Here is a 16,498-nt window from a genome sequence, read left to right as displayed (position 1 = left end):
TGTTAAAGTATGTGGGAGAGCATTTCATCGTATTACATATTATTTCTGCTTGTATTAACGAGGATGTCAGGAGTTTTCCTATTCAATCCTTTTTTCGGACGTAAAAATGTACCCGCCATTATAAAAATCGGACTGGCTTTGCTTATTTCAGTTTTAATAACACCGACGCTCGGTTTGAAAAACCCGGAAATAGGCTCACAGATAGTATTTATAATAATGCTGATCAAAGAGCTGTTTATCGGATATGTGATGGGCTTTGTCGTAAATCTGCTTGTTGCCTGGGTTCTGATGGCCGGTGAAATGAGCGATATTCAGCTCGGGCTTGGTATGTCAAAGCTTTATGATAATCAAACGAACGTTTCGATGCCGGTTACCGGAGCTGTATTTAATATCATGCTGACGCTGGTGTTTTTTGCTCAGAACGGTCACCTTAACCTGATAAAAATCGCATCGCTTTCCTGTATGGCTTTTCCTCTCGGTTATGAGCTTGTAAATCCGGAAATAGGCAGTTATCTGACGCTTCTGTTCGGAAACATACTGCTTATGACCGTGAAGCTGGCGGCTCCGATAATAGCTGTTGAACTTCTGACGGAGATCGGAATGGGCATATTTATGCGCAATGTTCCTCAGGTGAACGTGTTTGTCGCAAGCATTCAGGTAAAGCTCATGGTCGGGCTGATAATTTTTATTTTTGTTTTGCCGGTTTATTATGAGTACCTGGGTAAATCCATCGATTTCATGTTTGAAAAACTTGAACAAAGCATAATTCTGATGTTGAAAAGCTGAGGCGGCACCGAAGGAGGCGATATTATAACTGACAGCGGAAAAACAGAGAAAGCAACCCCTAAAAAGCGGGAAGACGAACGAAAAAAGGGCAATATTTTTCAAAGCAAGGATGTTATAAACTCGCTTTCGCTTATTGCCGCTGTATTTGTAATCAAAATTTCCGCTTCTTCCATATACGGATCAATAAAGGATATAATGAAAAACGGCTGCTCGTCCACGCTGTCAGCCGATAATATTAATATAAATTCTATATCGCGGATTATGACCGGCTTTGTATATGACACGCTCCGGATAATTCTGCCTGTATGTGCCGCCGCAATGCTCATATCCGTTATACTGAGCGGAGTTCAGACAAGATTTAAATTCACCTTCAGTCTGCTCCGGCCAAAGCTTTCGAGAATAAACCCTATATCTGGGCTTAAAAATATTTTCTCCGCAAAATCCTTTGTAGAGCTTTTAAAATCCCTGATTAAAGTTACCGTGATAGCGATTGTTTTATATACAGAGATCAAGACGGATATAAAGCAGATAATTAATTTACCCGCGTCGGAGACAGAAGAAATAATAACATGGATCGCGAAAACCGCATACGGAATCGTAATGAAAACGGCGGTGATAATGGGGATTTTCGGAGCCGCGGATTATCTTTATCAATGGTGGTCATACGAGCGCAAGATACGTATGACAAAGCAGGAAGTAAAGGATGAATATAAAAAACTTGAAGGCGATCCCCAGGTAAAAGGCAGGATCAAAGAAATACAGCGAAAATTATCGGCCATGCGTATGATGCAAATGGTTCCGAAAGCCGACGTGGTCATAAGAAATCCTACTCATTACGCGGTCGCATTAAAATATGAGCAAAAAAAAGATGCGGCGCCGATAGTCATCGCAAAGGGTAAGGACTATGTCGCGTTTAAAATTATAGCAACAGCTGAAAAAAGCGGAGTATATATAACCGAAAACAGACCTCTTGCGCGCGGATTATACGAATCCGTTGAATTGAATCAAAAAATACCGGAGCAGTACTATAAAGCTGTGGCTGATATCCTGGCTTTCTTATACAAATTAAAGAAAGAAAAAGCGTAAACAACCGCGGATTTGGTAAAGGCGAAAATGAAAAAAGCATTCGACAACATTCTTACAATTTTTATTATCGGCATAATATTTCTTATTATTATACCGTTGGGCACTATGCTGCTTGACGCTATGCTGATCATAAACATATCGCTGTCGATGATAATACTGCTTATCACGATGCATATCAAGGAGCCTCTTGAATTCTCCGTATTTCCGTCCGTTTTGCTTATATCGACATTGCTTAGAGTTTCGCTTAACGTGTCCTCGACAAGGTTGATTCTCGGAAACGGCGGAAACGCGGGAAATGTCATAAAAGCCTTCGGGCAGTATGTAATCGGAGGGAATCCTGTAGTTGGATTTATCATATTCCTCATAATCGTCATCGTGCAGTTTATCGTAATCACAAAAGGAGCGGAAAGAGTCGCTGAGGTGGCGGCGAGATTCACGCTGGATGCCATGCCCGGAAAACAGATGGCAATCGATGCCGACTTGAATTCCGGACTCATAGACGACCAGACGGCAAAGTCAAGGCGCGTAAAAATTCAGCGAGAGGCGGATTTTTACGGATCTATGGACGGCGCCACAAAGTTTGTAAAGGGCGACGCGATAGTATCGATAATAATTGTTCTGATCAACAGCATCGGCGGCATAATTATCGGGATGGTTCAGGGAAACGGATCATTTAGCGAGGTGCTTTCTATATACATAGTCGCAACAGTCGGCGACGGACTTGTATCTCAGATTTCATCGCTGCTTATTTCGACGGCAACGGGTATGATAGTGACAAGGGCATCGTCGGAAAACAGCCTCAGCATGGATCTTAAGACGCAGATAGTGTCATATCCTGTCGTTCTTCTTATAACCGGCATAATAGTGATAACAATGTCGGCGATTCCCGGATTTCCCATAGCGGTGCTTCTTGTGGTTGGCGGATCGTTGACCGGCGTGGCACTGTATTTAAGAAACAAGCAAAAATTGTCTGATAAAAAGCCGGACGAAGCTCTTCCGCAGAGCGAAACAGAGTTTTACAGAAACACCGAAAATATATATACTCTTTTAAATGTAGAGCCGATAGAAGTCGAGGTGGGATACAGCCTGATCCCAATTGTCGACGAAAGCAAGGGCGGAAACTTTATCAACAGAGTCGTGATGCTCCGCCGAAGGTTTGCGGAGGAAATAGGGATCGTTATTCCGTCAGTTACACTTAGGGATAATTCCGAGCTCGGCGTAAACGAATATGTTATAAAGCTGAAGGGCGAGAAGCTGGCGGACGGCGAGGTGCTGGCCGATCATTTTCTTGCAATGAATCCTATTGACGGTGCCGATGAGATAGAAGGCATCGATACTGTAGAGCCCGCCTTTGGAATACCTGCAAAATGGATAAACGCAGATAAGCGGGAAACGGCGCAGATGAGCGGCTATACAGTTATAGATCCGCTTTCCGTAATAATGACTCACCTTTCTGAAATGATTAAGAGACACGCGCATGAAATGCTTGGCAGAAAAGAACTGAATTCTTTGCTTGATAATTTGAAAAAAGCAAACAAAGATTTTGTGGATGAAATAATACCGTCAATGATCAGCAAAGGTGATCTGCACAGAATACTTTGCAACCTGCTTTCCGAGGGTATACCAATCAGGGATTTACAGACCATCATAGAAACAATAGCCGAACATGCGCAGACGATAAAGGACACAGATATACTGACTGAATACACACGGCAGGCACTGAAGAGGACAATAACAAGAAAATACGCGCATGATGGCAACATAAAGGTTCTGACAGTAACTCCTGATACAGAAAATATTATTATGAGCAGCGTAAAGAAAAACGCGAACGGCTCTTATGTATCTTTGGCCCCCGATGTCATGCAAAAGCTTTTGACTTCGCATATGAAAGAAGAAAAGAAGATGAAGGATCTGGTCGGCGACGTGGTCGTGCTGACTTCTCCGATCGTCAGATTTTATTATAAAAAGCTGATAGAACAATTTTCATCAGACGCAGTTGTTCTGTCTTTCAACGAAATAAATTCAAATGTCAGTATTCAAGCACTGGGAACCATATCTGCGTAAGAATACAGAAAAGAGGCTTAAGCGGTGGTAACAAATTACAGAAAAGCACAGACGGGCAATATTGATGCTTCCGTTTGGCAAAGATATGAAGCAACCAAGGATATCGGACTCAGAAATGAAATTCTGATGTCGTATCTCTATATCATAACCTGTAATATTAAGAAAATGCAGTCGATTACTAAAAGCCGCGACGATCTTGAGGATATGACCAATCAGGGAGTTCTGGAGCTTATCAGCTGTATTGAACGGTATGATTGGAAAAGAGGAATACAGTTTGATTCATATGCCTCGATAAGAGTAAGAGGATCAATAATTGACTACATAAGAAAAAAGGACTGGATTCCAAGAGACACAAGAAAAAGGGTCAAGCAGCTTGAAGAAGAATATAACGCGCTTGAGAATAAACTCGGAAGGCAGCCAAGCGACGTTGAACTTGCCGAAAGGCTTGGCATATCGGAAGCTGAAATTAACAAAATACGATATGAATCAATGACCTTTAATGTCATGGCATTCGAAGAGCTGCTTGCCGACAACGACATGACTCTTTTGGATATCACGGAAAACGATGACGCGCAGTCTCCAGACGGTATGCTGATCGAAGAGGAGCTGAAAGAAAAGCTCGCAGGGTATATTGACGAACTTGGTGAAAAGGAAAAGACCGTCATCTCGTTGTATTACTACGATGAGCTGAAGCTGAAGGAAATCGCTTTTGTTATGGGGCTGACAATATCGAGAGTATCGCAAATTCACTCCAAAGCCGTTTCAAAGCTGAGAGAAAAAATGCAGAAATATATGGACATATAATATAGCGGCAAAAGCTGTTTATTATTAAAACGGCATCTAAATAAGTCGTGTTTTATAAGAGAGAAAAGCCCATATACCAGAGTCTTTTCTCTCTTTAGCGGTAATTATTTAAATGCCGAGTTAATAACTTCACGAAAATTCGCGTTTTTAAAGGTTGCCTTTACAATAATGAGCCGTAACGGCAGTGAAAGGATTTTTTATGGATAACGCAATATATTCGGCGGTTACAGGAATGCTTAATCGCGCAAGAACGCTTGATATCACCGGAAATAATATCGCTAATATAAATACCACTGGATATAAACAACAGGATATGACGACATCAGCGTTTAATGAGTTTGTCACATACAGAATATCAAACGGTAAAAAGACAGAGATAGGCTCGTTGACACACGGCTGCATCGCCGATTCGGCTTATTCCTTAATAACGCAAGGGACGCTTGATCAGACCGGCCGGGCGCTTGATTTTGCCATAACAGGCGATGGCTTTTTTAAAGTTTCGGATGCGTCCGGAAATGAAGGTCTGACAAGAGATGGGAATTTCTATGTTAATGCCGACGGATATCTGACCGCCTCGTCAGGCGCGTTTGTAATGGGAAAGCAAGGCAGGATAAATATTGGATCAGCTGATGGTATAAGCGTCTCAGAACAAGGAGAGATCATGTCAGACGGCAAATATATGGACATCCTTGATATAATCTCACCTGAGGATATCACCGCTTTACAGAAACGGCAGGATGGGACATATTCATACGCCGGAAATGATGCAGGCTTTGGCGGAAAGGTCATACAGGGAAGCCTTGAGCTTTCCAATGTAAATATCATAAGCGAGATGACATCGATGATTGAAGCATCGAGAGCTTTTCAGTCGTGCAGTCAGGCTGTGAAGATAATTGATCAGATGAATCAGAAAACTGTGAATGAAATCGGAAGGGTTTGATGAAAGGAACATATTGTTATGATTAACGGTTTTTATTCGGCCAGATCAGGCGCCATCGGTTCTCAGAACAGTCTTGATATCACAGCCAACAACATAGCCAACGTAAACACACAGGGCTACAAGACTCAAAGAGCTGTTTTTTCCGAGCTCATGTCCACAACTGTCAATGGCAGCGATATATCGGTCGGAAACGGAAGCAGAGTTTCGGCGGTGAACAGAGACACAGAAAATGGCGCTCCGGCCAATATGGGATTAACCCTTGACGCGGCCATACACGGAGACGGATATTTTGCGGTAAAGGGATATGACGGAGAAATATCATATACACGCTGCGGAAATTTTCTTTTATCTGAAGAAAACGGCGCGAATTATCTCGTGACTTCATCAGGAGAATATATTCTAGGCGCAGACGGCGGTAAAATAAAAGTTGAGAACGGCAGCGAATCGGACAGCATATATAAAGCCGCGCTTTACAGATTCGACAACCCGGAGGCAATGATGTTATTGGGCGGCGGCAAATATGCGGTAAGTGAAAATTCGGGAGAAGCTATACCAGACAGTGAATCAGAAATCACGGTACACACGGAAGAACAGTCAAACGTAGAGATCATATCCGAGATGACGGATATGATCCGCGCGCAGAGAAGCTTTCAGTATAATATAAAAATGGTTCAGACTGCTGATGAAATCGAGCAAACGGTAAACAGTCTCAGAAACTGAACGTTAAATTATAAAAATCTAAAATTTTCTCAATAATTGCCGATATAGACTGTGTAATTCAAGAGGTGATATAGAATGAAAATAAACCAAATCAAAGAAGATAAAATTTACAATTCCATTATAAAAGAAAAGGCTCTTGCTCCGGAAAACGGGCATGGCGTTTCGGGCACGGCTCAATGCGCAAAGAAGGACAGCCTTGTTATTTCTGAAAAAGCCAAAAGCCATTCGGAAGTCAAAGGCATTGTAAGCGCGGTGATAAACAAGGCTGAAAAGCCGGCATCTTCCGAAAAGCTGATGCGTCTGAAAAGTCAGATAGCAAGCGGCGAATACAACATATCCAGTTCGGATATCGCGGAAAAAATATTAAGGCAAAAGAACGGGAGTGGTATAATATGAGCCCGGCTGATCTGACAAAGCTTTCAAAGCTGCTTGATAGCCTTTCCCGTCATTATTCAAAGCTTCAGGATATGGAAAACGAAAAAACGAAAGCTCTGATGTCCGGAGATATAGACGCTTTGAACAAGCTGATGAACGACGAACAGGCAGTTCTTATGGAATGTCATAACACCGAAGAGGCCAGGAAAAAGCTTTGTATAAATTCAAAATATAAAACGCTCGGTGAGCTGATGGAAAGCTCTGAGGAGTACGGATGCCTTCTTGGGCCCGTTTTTAAAAAGCTTTCGGACACGCTTAACAGTGTTAAAAAAGCAAACATGCTCAATATGAGACTTTTGGAGGTAAGAAAATCCACCACTTCTTATTTACTTGAGCATATCGGAATATCTGATCAAGAAACCGGGTATAAAAAATCTGTTCGGGTAAAGGCCTGACAGTACTGATACGGAGAAGACATGAGATCAACTTTTTATGGGTTTGAAATAGCGAAGAGCGGGATACAGGCCGCCCAGACAGGTCTTGACGTGACCGGTGAAAACATGGCGAACATATCTACGGAAGGGTATTCCAGACAGGTTGTCGATCAATTTGCAAATCGTGATAATTCTGACAGCTACAAAATATCTCAGAATGCGAATACTGTCGTCGGAATGGGCGTTACCGTTAAAGGGATAAAGCAGATACGCGACAATTTTCTTGATATAAGATACCGCGACGCAAATTCTGAATATCAAGCTTTTTCAAAAGGCGCATCAGTCATGACAGACATCAAGAATATTTTGGACGAGACACAGACCGACGGGCTGAATGTCATGCTTAAGGAGTTATATAGCAATCTTCAGGTGCTATCGCGCAACGCGGGAGACGTTGAAATTTCGAGCCTTGTGCGTTCATCCGCCCGGAAGGTGACCGAAACACTTAATCAATATGACAGCCAGCTTGACACCATAACCGCACAGCAGACATTCGATATGAACGTTGCGGTGGAAAATGTCAATACTCTTCTCAGTAAAATAGACGGCTTGAACGATACCATGAAGACGGAAAAGCTTCAGGGAAATACGACAAACGAACTCGAAGATCAGAGAAATATATATCTGGATCAGCTCTCTTCATTTTTAAATGTTTCGGTTGAAAAAAACGCGGACGGCTCCGTCAGTATTAAAACAGGCGGCACATATCTGTTAAACGCTCAGACAGATACTGTATCAACACTTTCCGTTATAGCTGATCCGGGAAATTTACATATAGAAAACGAAAACGGCGCGACAATCGGAGTCACCGGCGGATCGTTTTACGGACTTATGGAGGTATTAAACGGCAAAGGCTGTTATGCCGCAAGCGGGGAGAATTCATACCGCGGAGTTTTATATTATAAAAGCGCGCTTGACGATTTTGCAAAAGCCTTTGCGAATACCATTAATACATTGAATGGTGTCGGAAAGCCTCTTTTTGACGGGACTGCGGCAAAAGATATTACCATATCCGATGACTGGATTGCGGACGCGAATTATATTACCGCAAGCCAAATCGGAGGCAACAACGGAGCAAACGACAATATTCTTAAAATGATCAGTGCGATGGATAGTATAACCGGTGTATCACCTTACTTTAATGGCACCTTCGGCGATTACACTCTTTCATTGATGAGTGATGTAGGGATCGATCTTGATTATAAAAATGTTATGTCAAAATCAAGCAATCTTGTGCTTGCTTCAATATCCAACCAAAGGGAATCTATCATGGGTGTTTCTTTAAATGAAGAAACTGCAAGCCTTTTACAGTATCAGAAAGCCTTTGAGGCTTCTTCGAGGTTTATGACGACGCTTGACGAGGCTCTTGATGTTATTATCAACAGAATGGGCGTCGTCGGACGTTGAATCAGCTTGCGCAAATAATAGGAATATTATTAACTCGGCAATTAAATAATTACCGCTAAAAGAGAGAAAAGGCTCTTATGTACGGACTTTTCTCTCTATAAAGACAAGACTTATTTAATTGCCGTTTTAATTATCAAGAGGTATTGTTAATATGAGACTGACAAACAAGCTAATATCTGGCAATTATGTGAAAATGCTTAACAACAGTCTTTCCGATCTCAATGAAGTGTCGGAAAAAGTGTCGGCCGAAAGGAAATTCCTGAGTATTTCAGAGGATCCCGCCACGGCAATAAGAGCGTTCAGAATCAGAGACAGCCTTGCCCAAAATGAAGTTTACAAGAATAATCTGTCAGATGTACAGGGACTTTTAGACGAAGCGGAGAGCACGATATCAATAATAAACGATGTGACTACGGAAGCAGTTGCTCAGGTATTACAGGGTATTACCGGGACAAGCGATCCCTCCGCTCGCAAAACAGTGGCAAATGCGCTCAGAAGCTTTCAGACGACAATAATGAGCGCGGCAAACGCGAAATATTCTGATGATTATATGTTCGGCGGTGAAGCAACGGATGCCATGCCTTTTACGCTCGGTGTTGGCGGAGCTCTCCTGTACAGAGGACAGGATGTTGATACAGCCACGTTTTCAAAGGAATATAAATTTATAGATATCGGTATAGGATTAAAAATTGACGGGAGCGGAGTGGTATCGCCGGATTCCGCAATGAACATCGCCTTTTCCGGCGCGGAAATTCTCGGCACTGGAGTCGACGCAAACGGGATAACCAATAATCTTTACAATCTCCTCGGCAATATTGCCAATAAGCTTGAAAGCGGAGATCTCTCAAATATAAAGCAGTATTCGGATAAATTAAATGACATAGCCGACAATGTAAGGTTGAATTATGTAAGCATAGGTGAAAAAAGCAATTTTGTTACATATTTTAATGACAGACTTGCAAACAGAAAATTGACCGATTCAAAAAAGCAAAACGAGCTTGAAGTTCTCACGCTTGACGAAGGTGCGCTTATGTACAGCGAGCGTGAGCTTGTATACAATGCGTGTCTCCAAATGGGAACGAAAATCCTTCAGCCGTCTCTGCTTGATTATTTACGATAATATATGTTCAGTTATCCTGTTTCGCTTAAATTCAATATAACAAGAGCAAAGGCATTGATCGAATCGAAGCGAGCCGAAATAAATATCAGAACTACAAAAAACGGCTATACCATGGAATCGCATCCGATAAAAATGAATATCGACAACGAGCAGTTTTTCGATTCAATAGGAATTAAATCCAATAGAAAACAAGCCGAGGAAATTGTTCAAAAAGGCAAACAGGCTGTATATGAATTCATGGAGCGGAAGGCGGAAGAAAAAAACGCACTGCTCGGACCGCATAAAATGACAATTGCGGAGGCGCGCTCGGGAAGATTTATTAAAAATCCGCAGTTGTTTTTGGAATTCATTCCTGATGCGAAGCCTGAAATAAGTTGGACCGAAGGCTATAATGATATAAATTACAAAAAAGACGATCTGGATATTTCATGGAATCCCGGAAGCGTAAATATAGAATATGTACCATATTCCGTTGAAATCAGCGTGGACAGATGGTCGGATGGCTGAAACAAGCTACGATTTTTGGAAAATAATAAATTCGAATAAGGATAGATTTTTAATCGTCTGCGATTATTAATCATGGTAATTAATATGATGATAAATACAAAGGATTATGGCATTCTTGATATAAATGAAGAAGACATTATTTCATTTCCGAAAGGCGTGTATGCTTTTGAGGAAAGCAAGAGCTTTGTTATAATCAATTCCGGGAATAAATCTGGCTTTATGCAGCTCCAATCGATCGAGAACGAAAATCCCCGTTTTATCATCCTTCCCGCTGAAAATATTATTAAGGATTATAATCCGGATATCCCAGAGGACATGATAAAAATACTAAAAGCCGACACTGCCGATGATTTGTGCTTTTTTGTAATCGCCGTAATACCGAGCAATGTAAAAGCTTCAACAGTAAATTTAAGAAGCCCGATCGCTGTGAATTTTAAAGAAAGGCTCGGAGCGCAGGTGATACTCGAAAACGGAGAGTATCCCGTCAGATTCAAATTATTTGAAAACGAAAGGGCGTAACAGCTATGTTGATCATTAGCAGAAAACCCGGAGAGAGCTTTACCGCCGGAGATGAAATTAAAATTACCATTCTCGAAATCAGCGGTGATAAGATTAAAATAGGAATTAAGGCTCCGCCTGATATAAAAATAATGCGAACAGAGGTCATAGAAACCGAGAGAAGCAATATGGACGCGGTATTATCTGAAGGAATGGCCGATTTGGAAATATTAAAAGATAAATTGCGGGAAATAGGAATAGATAAAAAATAAAGAAATAAAGCGGTGAGCAATAAGCTCGCCGCTTTTTGTAAAATATATATTAAAAAAACGATTTGATAAACGATATATAATGTAAGAGCAAAAGCTCCGAAAAGCTTAGACAGAATAGGCTTTTAAATACAGGGAAAGGAATCCCGTATGAAAATTTCAAGGAGGAAATGAAATGAGAATCAACCACAATATCTCAGCAATGAACACCTACAGACAGTATAATGTAAATACTGCCAATGCCAACAGCTCAATGGAAAAGCTGTCGAGCGGATACCGAATCAACCGCGCCGCCGATGACGCCGCAGGTCTTTCAATTTCAGAGAAAATGAGAAGCCAGATCCGCGGTCTTACTCAGGCAACCAGAAACGCAGAGGACGGCGTATCCTTCATCCAAACCGCAGAAGGCGCTTTGAACGAAGTTTCAGATATGCTTACAAGGCTAAAGGAGCTTGCGGTTCAAGTTCAGAACGGAACCTACAGCAACGATGACAAAGCAAACATCGGCGCAGAAATGAAAGCTCTCGGCACCGCGATTACCGGCATCTATGTTAATACAAAATTCAATGGAATTGCGGTTTTTGGAGCACAATCAGGCACAGATACTCTTGCAGAAGTCACTTCCGGTACTGCGGCGACAATAGCGTACGGCGAAAACGGAACTCAGACCGTTACAATCAACTCCGCAATTACAAGCGAAGTCAACGACTTGACATTACTCACCGCGGCGGCAACGACCGGTGCTGATGCGGCTACGAAAGCCGCCAATGCGGCTTTGGTGTCGGTAACAGCAGTTGAAGACGCCATAACCGAGGTCAATACGACAAGAGCAGGATACGGCGCACAGCAGAACCAGCTTGACCATGCCGCAAACAACCTTTCGACCACGAAGGAAAACCTCCAATCAGCGGAATCCCGCGTGCGCGATGTGGACATGGCGGAAGAAATGATGGAATACACGAAGAACAACATTCTTCTTCAGGCTGCACAGTCTATGCTCGCTCAGGCAAACTCACAGCCGCAGGGCGTTCTCCAGCTTCTTAAATAATAGGAGTTAAAACTAAAATCAACAGGAATGGAATCCTGAAAAAATATTCACGGAGGAATGAAAAATGAGAATCAACCACAATATTTCGGCGATGAACACATATCGCCAGTATAGTGTCAACACCTCGCATGCAAACAGCTCTATGGAAAAGCTGTCAAGCGGATACCGAATCAACCGCGCAGCAGATGATGCCGCAGGCCTTTCGATATCAGAGAAAATGAGAAGCCAGATCCGCGGGCTCACACAGGCGACCAGAAACGCAGAGGACGGCGTATCCTTTATTCAGACCGCAGAAGGAGCTTTGAACGAAGTTTCCGATATGCTTACAAGGCTCAAGGAGCTTTCAGTTCAGGTATTAAACGGAACCTACAGCGCAAATGATAAAAATAATATCGGCGCCGAAATGAAGGCTTTGGGCACTGCGATTTCCGATATATATGTCAATACAAAGTTCAATGGTATAAAGGTTTTCGGAACACAGACAGCTACGGGCGGTATACTTGCATCGAACGACGGATCAGCTACGGCAGCAGCGATAAAGTACGGAGAGGACGGCGGACAATCCGTTAATATTCTTGATGCCAAGACGTCATCTATGTTCGCACTTACAACGGCGACAGATGCAGCAAATACAACTCCGGCTGGTGTAACAGTCACGCTTGTTGAAGACGCCATAACCGAGGTCAATACGACCAGAGCCGGATACGGCGCACAGCAAAACCAGCTTGACCATGCCGCAAACAACCTCTCAACCACAAAAGAGAACCTCCAGTCGGCAGAATCCCGTGTACGCGATGTGGATATGGCGGAAGAAATGATGGAATACACGAAGAACAACATTCTTCTTCAGGCTGCGCAATCAATGCTCGCTCAGGCAAACTCACAGCCGCAGGGCGTTCTCCAGCTACTTAGATAATAGAAAATAAAATAACAGGAACGGAATCCTGTAGAAATATTCACGGAGGAATATAAATGAGGATCAACCATAATATTTCGGCGATGAACACATATCGCCAGTATAGTGTTAATACCTCGCATGCAAACAGCTCTATGGAAAAGCTGTCAAGCGGATACCGAATCAACCGCGCGGCTGATGACGCAGCAGGCCTCTCAATATCCGAGAAAATGAGAAGCCAGATCCGCGGACTTACCCAGGCAACCAGAAACGCAGAGGACGGCGTATCCTTTATTCAGACGGCAGAAGGCGCGTTAAACGAAGTTTCCGATATGCTGACAAGGCTCAAGGAGCTTTCAGTTCAGGTATTAAACGGAACCTACAGCGCAAATGATAAAAATAATATCGGCGCCGAAATGAAGGCTTTGGGTACCGCAATTTCCGATATATATGTCAATACTAAATTTAACGGAATAACAGTTTTCGGTGCTCAGGAAATTATTACCGATGTTGCAGACGGTGTTGTGGGGGCTCTTTTAACCAATGCCGGAACAGATACGGCAGCTGCGATAAAATACGGCGAAGACGGCGGTCAAGCAGTTAACATTCTTGATGCCAAGACTGCGGCAATAAATGACCTTACGGAAGTGACCATTGCCGCGGCTGGAACTCCGGCTGGTGTAACAGTCACGCTTGTTGAAAATGCCATAACCGAGGTCAATACGACAAGAGCCGGATACGGCGCACAGCAAAACCAGCTTGACCATGCCGCAAACAACCTTTCCACCACTAAGGAAAACCTCCAATCTGCTGAATCCCGCGTACGCGACGTTGATATGGCGGAAGAAATGATGGAATACACGAAGAACAACATTCTTCTTCAGGCTGCACAGTCTATGCTTGCTCAGGCAAATTCACAGCCGCAGGGCGTTCTCCAGCTTCTCAAATAAAAATAATAAATAAAATAACAGGAATGGAATCCTGTAAAAATATTCACGGAGGAATATAAATGAGAATCAACCATAATATTTCGGCGATGAACACTTACAGACAGTATAATGTAAATACTGCCAATGCCAATGGTTCAATGGAAAAGCTGTCAAGCGGCTATCGAATTAACCGCGCGGCCGATGACGCAGCAGGCCTCTCAATATCAGAAAAAATGAGAAGCCAGATCCGCGGACTTACCCAGGCAACCAGAAACGCAGAGGACGGCGTATCCTTTATCCAGACGGCTGAAGGAGCTTTAAACGAAGTTTCCGATATGCTTGTCCGTTTGAAGGAGCTTGCTGTTCAGGTAAAAAACGGTACTTACAGCGCAGATGATAAAAATAATATCGGTGCTGAAATGAAGGCTCTCGGCACTGCTATTGGCGATGTTTTAACCAACACGAAATTCAACGGTATAGCGGTGTTTACTACAGGCGCTGCAATAAAATACGGCGAAGACGGAACTCAGACCGTTACAATAGCGGCCGCGACGACAACTAATTTTACACTATTGAAAGCTGAGACAGATACAGCTAATACGGCTCCCGCCGATGTAACCACTGATCTTGTGGAAAATACAATTACGGAAATGAATACAAACCGCGCGACCTACGGCGCACAGCAAAATCAGCTTGACCATGCCGCAAACAACCTTTCCACCACGAAAGAAAACCTCCAATCGGCGGAATCACGTGTTCGCGACGTTGATATGGCAGAGGAAATGATGGAATATACGAAGAATAATATCCTTCTTCAGGCTGCACAGTCTATGCTCGCGCAAGCTAATTCACAGCCGCAGGGCGTTCTCCAGCTTCTTAGGTAAACAGCGTCTTGCTATAAAATTAAGTCTGTAGCATAATGAAATTTTTAAAAGCAGGGGCTGGATAAGTAAGGTTCATCCCCTGCTTTGAAAAAATAAATACGGAAATATTTTAATCATAAAAAAAGTATAAAGAGACCGAGAAAAATGAGATTCGTACAAACGGACAAATTAAAACCGGGCATGATTCTCGGCGCCGATATACGGGGGCCGAAAAACGAGCTTATGCTTGCGGCGGGTCAGGTGTTGACTTTACAGCAAATCACAAGGCTCATGAATAACGATTTTGCCGGATTATATATAACCGATGTGTATCCTCAGAAATCGCCGGAAAAGGGAATCATAAGCAAAAAATTGAAGGATAATACGGTAAGCGCTCTGTCGTCATTTTTGGAAATGGTCAGTAGCAGAAAAAGCGAAAGCGCTGTTCGTGTATATGACGAGCTCAAGTATTATCTGAACGAAATTATTGACGACATATCAAGCGATACAAACGTAATGGCAAATATTGTTGATCTCAAGGTTTACGATAATTATACATATTATCATTGTGTAAATGTCGCGGCGCTGTCAATTATGGTCGGGGCTGCGGCAGGACTTAACAGGAGCGGGCTCTATAAGCTCGGAATGGGAGCCATTCTCCATGATTTGGGCAAAATATTCATTCCAAAAGATATACTCAATAAGCCCGGGCGACTTACAAATGACGAATATGAGCAGATAAAAAAACACTGTCAGCTCGGAGGCGATTATCTCCGTAAAAATTGGGAAATTCCTGTCGAATCTGTCGTGGGCGTATTAACGCATCATGAAAGGTGCGACGGCTCCGGATATCCTTACGGGCTTCCTTTAAATAAACAGACCATTGAAGGAAAGCTTATCGCCATATGTGATGTATACGACGCCATGACATCCGAAAGGCCGTACAGAGCTTCGCTTTCTCCGTCCGAAGCCATAGAACACATTATTGGAAATTCCGGGACAATGTTTGATCCGGAATTGATTACAATTTTTATTAAAAAAATTGCGCCGTATCCGATCGGCTCAAGAGTAGTGCTTAGTAACGGAATTAAAGCTACTGTTGTGAGAAACTACCCTAAAGGTCTGACCAGGCCTATGGTAGAGATTGACGAGCCGTTGAATGTCGGCGGTTCCTTTGAAAGGAACATCTTGGATTTATTTAACGATGTTTCATTGCTTAATATAACGATTATCGGCCTGGATAAGTAAACGTGAAAATTCACTGGAGAGGTTATTTCATATGATAAATGTTCTGATAGTAGATGACGCTGCATTTATGAGACTTGCCATTAAAAATGTACTTGTAAAAAATGGATTTATGGTAGTGGCAGAGGCAAAAAACGGACAAGAGGGAGTAGAAAAATACCTTGAGTTCAAACCTGACGTAATAACAATGGACATAACAATGCCGGATATGACAGGAATAGAGGCATTGAAAAAAATTCGGGAAATAAATCCGAAGGCAAAGGTGATTATGGTTTCCGCAATGGGGCAGGAAAGCATGGTAAAGGAAGCGATAATAAGCGGAGCGAAATCCTTTATCGTAAAGCCGTTTAAAGAAGAACACATTACACAGACGATTCTGAAGGTTGCCGCGACCAGCTGAAAGAGCAGGCATAAAACTTAGCAGTAAAAATGAAAGGCATGGTCATAA

19 protein-coding genes are annotated in these 16,498 nt (G+C 42.7%); all 19 read left to right on the top strand.

Annotated elements, in window-relative coordinates:
• Window positions 1-9 precede the first annotated feature (9 nt).
• The 19 genes from fliR (at window position 10) to VB118_05040 (ending at window position 16,450) form a co-directional block, all read left to right on the top strand.
• Window positions 10-786 (top strand): flagellar biosynthetic protein FliR, encoded by a 777-nt coding sequence (gene fliR / locus VB118_05130; GenBank protein ID MEA4831985.1) that lies wholly within the window; start codon window positions 10-12, stop codon window positions 784-786.
• Window positions 787-807: 21 nt separating this feature from the next.
• Window positions 808-1,872 (top strand): flagellar biosynthesis protein FlhB, encoded by a 1,065-nt coding sequence (flhB, locus tag VB118_05125; protein ID MEA4831984.1) that lies wholly within the window; start codon window positions 808-810, stop codon window positions 1,870-1,872.
• A 27-nt stretch (window positions 1,873-1,899) separates the two neighbouring features.
• Complete coding sequence (gene flhA, locus VB118_05120; GenBank protein MEA4831983.1) at window positions 1,900-3,936, top strand: flagellar biosynthesis protein FlhA; 2,037 nt, start codon at window positions 1,900-1,902, stop codon at window positions 3,934-3,936.
• Window positions 3,937-3,960: 24 nt separating this feature from the next.
• Window positions 3,961-4,740: a FliA/WhiG family RNA polymerase sigma factor gene (locus tag VB118_05115; protein MEA4831982.1), complete on the top strand. Its 780-nt coding sequence runs from the start codon at window positions 3,961-3,963 to the stop codon at window positions 4,738-4,740.
• A gap of 199 nt (window positions 4,741-4,939) precedes the next feature.
• A complete protein-coding gene (locus VB118_05110) occupies window positions 4,940-5,680 on the top strand; it encodes a flagellar hook-basal body protein (protein MEA4831981.1) in 741 nt (246 codons plus the stop codon).
• Window positions 5,681-5,698: 18 nt separating this feature from the next.
• Window positions 5,699-6,400, top strand: a complete 702-nt coding sequence (locus VB118_05105) for a flagellar hook-basal body protein (GenBank protein ID MEA4831980.1) — start codon at window positions 5,699-5,701, stop codon at window positions 6,398-6,400.
• Window positions 6,401-6,475: 75 nt separating this feature from the next.
• Window positions 6,476-6,796 (top strand): flagellar biosynthesis anti-sigma factor FlgM, encoded by a 321-nt coding sequence (locus VB118_05100; GenBank protein MEA4831979.1) that lies wholly within the window; start codon window positions 6,476-6,478, stop codon window positions 6,794-6,796.
• Window positions 6,793-7,230, top strand: coding sequence for a flagellar export chaperone FlgN (flgN, locus tag VB118_05095; protein MEA4831978.1), 438 nt, complete (start codon window positions 6,793-6,795; stop codon window positions 7,228-7,230). Before VB118_05100 ends, flgN begins: the two co-directional genes overlap by 4 nt.
• Window positions 7,231-7,251: 21 nt before the next feature.
• A complete protein-coding gene (flgK, locus tag VB118_05090) occupies window positions 7,252-8,676 on the top strand; it encodes a flagellar hook-associated protein FlgK (protein ID MEA4831977.1) in 1,425 nt (474 codons plus the stop codon).
• A 151-nt stretch (window positions 8,677-8,827) separates the two neighbouring features.
• Window positions 8,828-9,796 carry a hypothetical protein gene (locus VB118_05085; GenBank protein ID MEA4831976.1) on the top strand — a complete coding sequence of 323 codons (969 nt, stop codon included), beginning with the start codon at window positions 8,828-8,830 and terminating at the stop codon, window positions 9,794-9,796.
• 3 nt (window positions 9,797-9,799) lie between these two features.
• On the top strand, window positions 9,800-10,303 hold the full coding sequence (locus VB118_05080; GenBank protein ID MEA4831975.1) for a DUF6470 family protein: 504 nt from the start codon (window positions 9,800-9,802) through the stop codon (window positions 10,301-10,303).
• Window positions 10,304-10,387: 84 nt separating this feature from the next.
• Window positions 10,388-10,822 carry a flagellar assembly protein FliW gene (gene fliW / locus VB118_05075; protein MEA4831974.1) on the top strand — a complete coding sequence of 145 codons (435 nt, stop codon included), beginning with the start codon at window positions 10,388-10,390 and terminating at the stop codon, window positions 10,820-10,822.
• A gap of 5 nt (window positions 10,823-10,827) precedes the next feature.
• The gene (locus VB118_05070) at window positions 10,828-11,073 is read left to right on the top strand and encodes a carbon storage regulator (protein MEA4831973.1); all 246 of its coding nucleotides are present in this window, start codon (window positions 10,828-10,830) and stop codon (window positions 11,071-11,073) included.
• Between the two features lie 172 nt (window positions 11,074-11,245).
• Window positions 11,246-12,118: a flagellin gene (locus tag VB118_05065; protein MEA4831972.1), complete on the top strand. Its 873-nt coding sequence runs from the start codon at window positions 11,246-11,248 to the stop codon at window positions 12,116-12,118.
• 64 nt (window positions 12,119-12,182) lie between these two features.
• The gene (locus VB118_05060; GenBank protein ID MEA4831971.1) at window positions 12,183-13,034 is read left to right on the top strand and encodes a flagellin; all 852 of its coding nucleotides are present in this window, start codon (window positions 12,183-12,185) and stop codon (window positions 13,032-13,034) included.
• 56 nt (window positions 13,035-13,090) lie between these two features.
• Entirely contained in the window at window positions 13,091-13,963 is an 873-nt protein-coding gene (locus VB118_05055; protein MEA4831970.1) for a flagellin, read from the top strand.
• Between the two features lie 59 nt (window positions 13,964-14,022).
• Window positions 14,023-14,826, top strand: coding sequence for a flagellin (locus VB118_05050; GenBank protein MEA4831969.1), 804 nt, complete (start codon window positions 14,023-14,025; stop codon window positions 14,824-14,826).
• Window positions 14,827-14,970: 144 nt separating this feature from the next.
• Complete coding sequence (locus tag VB118_05045; protein MEA4831968.1) at window positions 14,971-16,053, top strand: HD-GYP domain-containing protein; 1,083 nt, start codon at window positions 14,971-14,973, stop codon at window positions 16,051-16,053.
• A 31-nt stretch (window positions 16,054-16,084) separates the two neighbouring features.
• Window positions 16,085-16,450 (top strand): response regulator, encoded by a 366-nt coding sequence (locus VB118_05040; protein ID MEA4831967.1) that lies wholly within the window; start codon window positions 16,085-16,087, stop codon window positions 16,448-16,450.
• Window positions 16,451-16,498: the final 48 nt, after the last annotated feature.

It is taken from the genome of Oscillospiraceae bacterium (assembly GCA_034925865.1).
GTDB lineage: Bacteria > Bacillota > Clostridia > Oscillospirales > SIG627 > SIG704.
This window is presented reverse-complemented; position numbering and strand designations above follow the sequence as displayed.

Excerpts from the sequence above, each read along its gene's own strand:
- fliR (MEA4831985.1), top strand. The coding sequence starts at position 10 with ATGTGGGAGAGCATTTCATCGTATTACATATTATTTCTGCTTGTATTA.
- flhA (MEA4831983.1), top strand. The coding sequence starts at position 1,900 with ATGAAAAAAGCATTCGACAACATTCTTACAATTTTTATTATCGGCATA.
- VB118_05110 (MEA4831981.1), top strand. The coding sequence starts at position 4,940 with ATGGATAACGCAATATATTCGGCGGTTACAGGAATGCTTAATCGCGCA.
- VB118_05105 (MEA4831980.1), top strand. The coding sequence starts at position 5,699 with ATGATTAACGGTTTTTATTCGGCCAGATCAGGCGCCATCGGTTCTCAG.
- VB118_05100 (MEA4831979.1), top strand. The coding sequence starts at position 6,476 with ATGAAAATAAACCAAATCAAAGAAGATAAAATTTACAATTCCATTATA.
- flgN (MEA4831978.1), top strand. The coding sequence starts at position 6,793 with ATGAGCCCGGCTGATCTGACAAAGCTTTCAAAGCTGCTTGATAGCCTT.
- flgK (MEA4831977.1), top strand. The coding sequence starts at position 7,252 with ATGAGATCAACTTTTTATGGGTTTGAAATAGCGAAGAGCGGGATACAG.
- VB118_05085 (MEA4831976.1), top strand. The coding sequence starts at position 8,828 with ATGAGACTGACAAACAAGCTAATATCTGGCAATTATGTGAAAATGCTT.
- VB118_05080 (MEA4831975.1), top strand. The coding sequence starts at position 9,800 with ATGTTCAGTTATCCTGTTTCGCTTAAATTCAATATAACAAGAGCAAAG.
- fliW (MEA4831974.1), top strand. The coding sequence starts at position 10,388 with ATGATGATAAATACAAAGGATTATGGCATTCTTGATATAAATGAAGAA.
- VB118_05070 (MEA4831973.1), top strand. The coding sequence starts at position 10,828 with ATGTTGATCATTAGCAGAAAACCCGGAGAGAGCTTTACCGCCGGAGAT.
- VB118_05065 (MEA4831972.1), top strand. The coding sequence starts at position 11,246 with ATGAGAATCAACCACAATATCTCAGCAATGAACACCTACAGACAGTAT.
- VB118_05060 (MEA4831971.1), top strand. The coding sequence starts at position 12,183 with ATGAGAATCAACCACAATATTTCGGCGATGAACACATATCGCCAGTAT.
- VB118_05055 (MEA4831970.1), top strand. The coding sequence starts at position 13,091 with ATGAGGATCAACCATAATATTTCGGCGATGAACACATATCGCCAGTAT.
- VB118_05050 (MEA4831969.1), top strand. The coding sequence starts at position 14,023 with ATGAGAATCAACCATAATATTTCGGCGATGAACACTTACAGACAGTAT.
- VB118_05045 (MEA4831968.1), top strand. The coding sequence starts at position 14,971 with ATGAGATTCGTACAAACGGACAAATTAAAACCGGGCATGATTCTCGGC.
- VB118_05040 (MEA4831967.1), top strand. The coding sequence starts at position 16,085 with ATGATAAATGTTCTGATAGTAGATGACGCTGCATTTATGAGACTTGCC.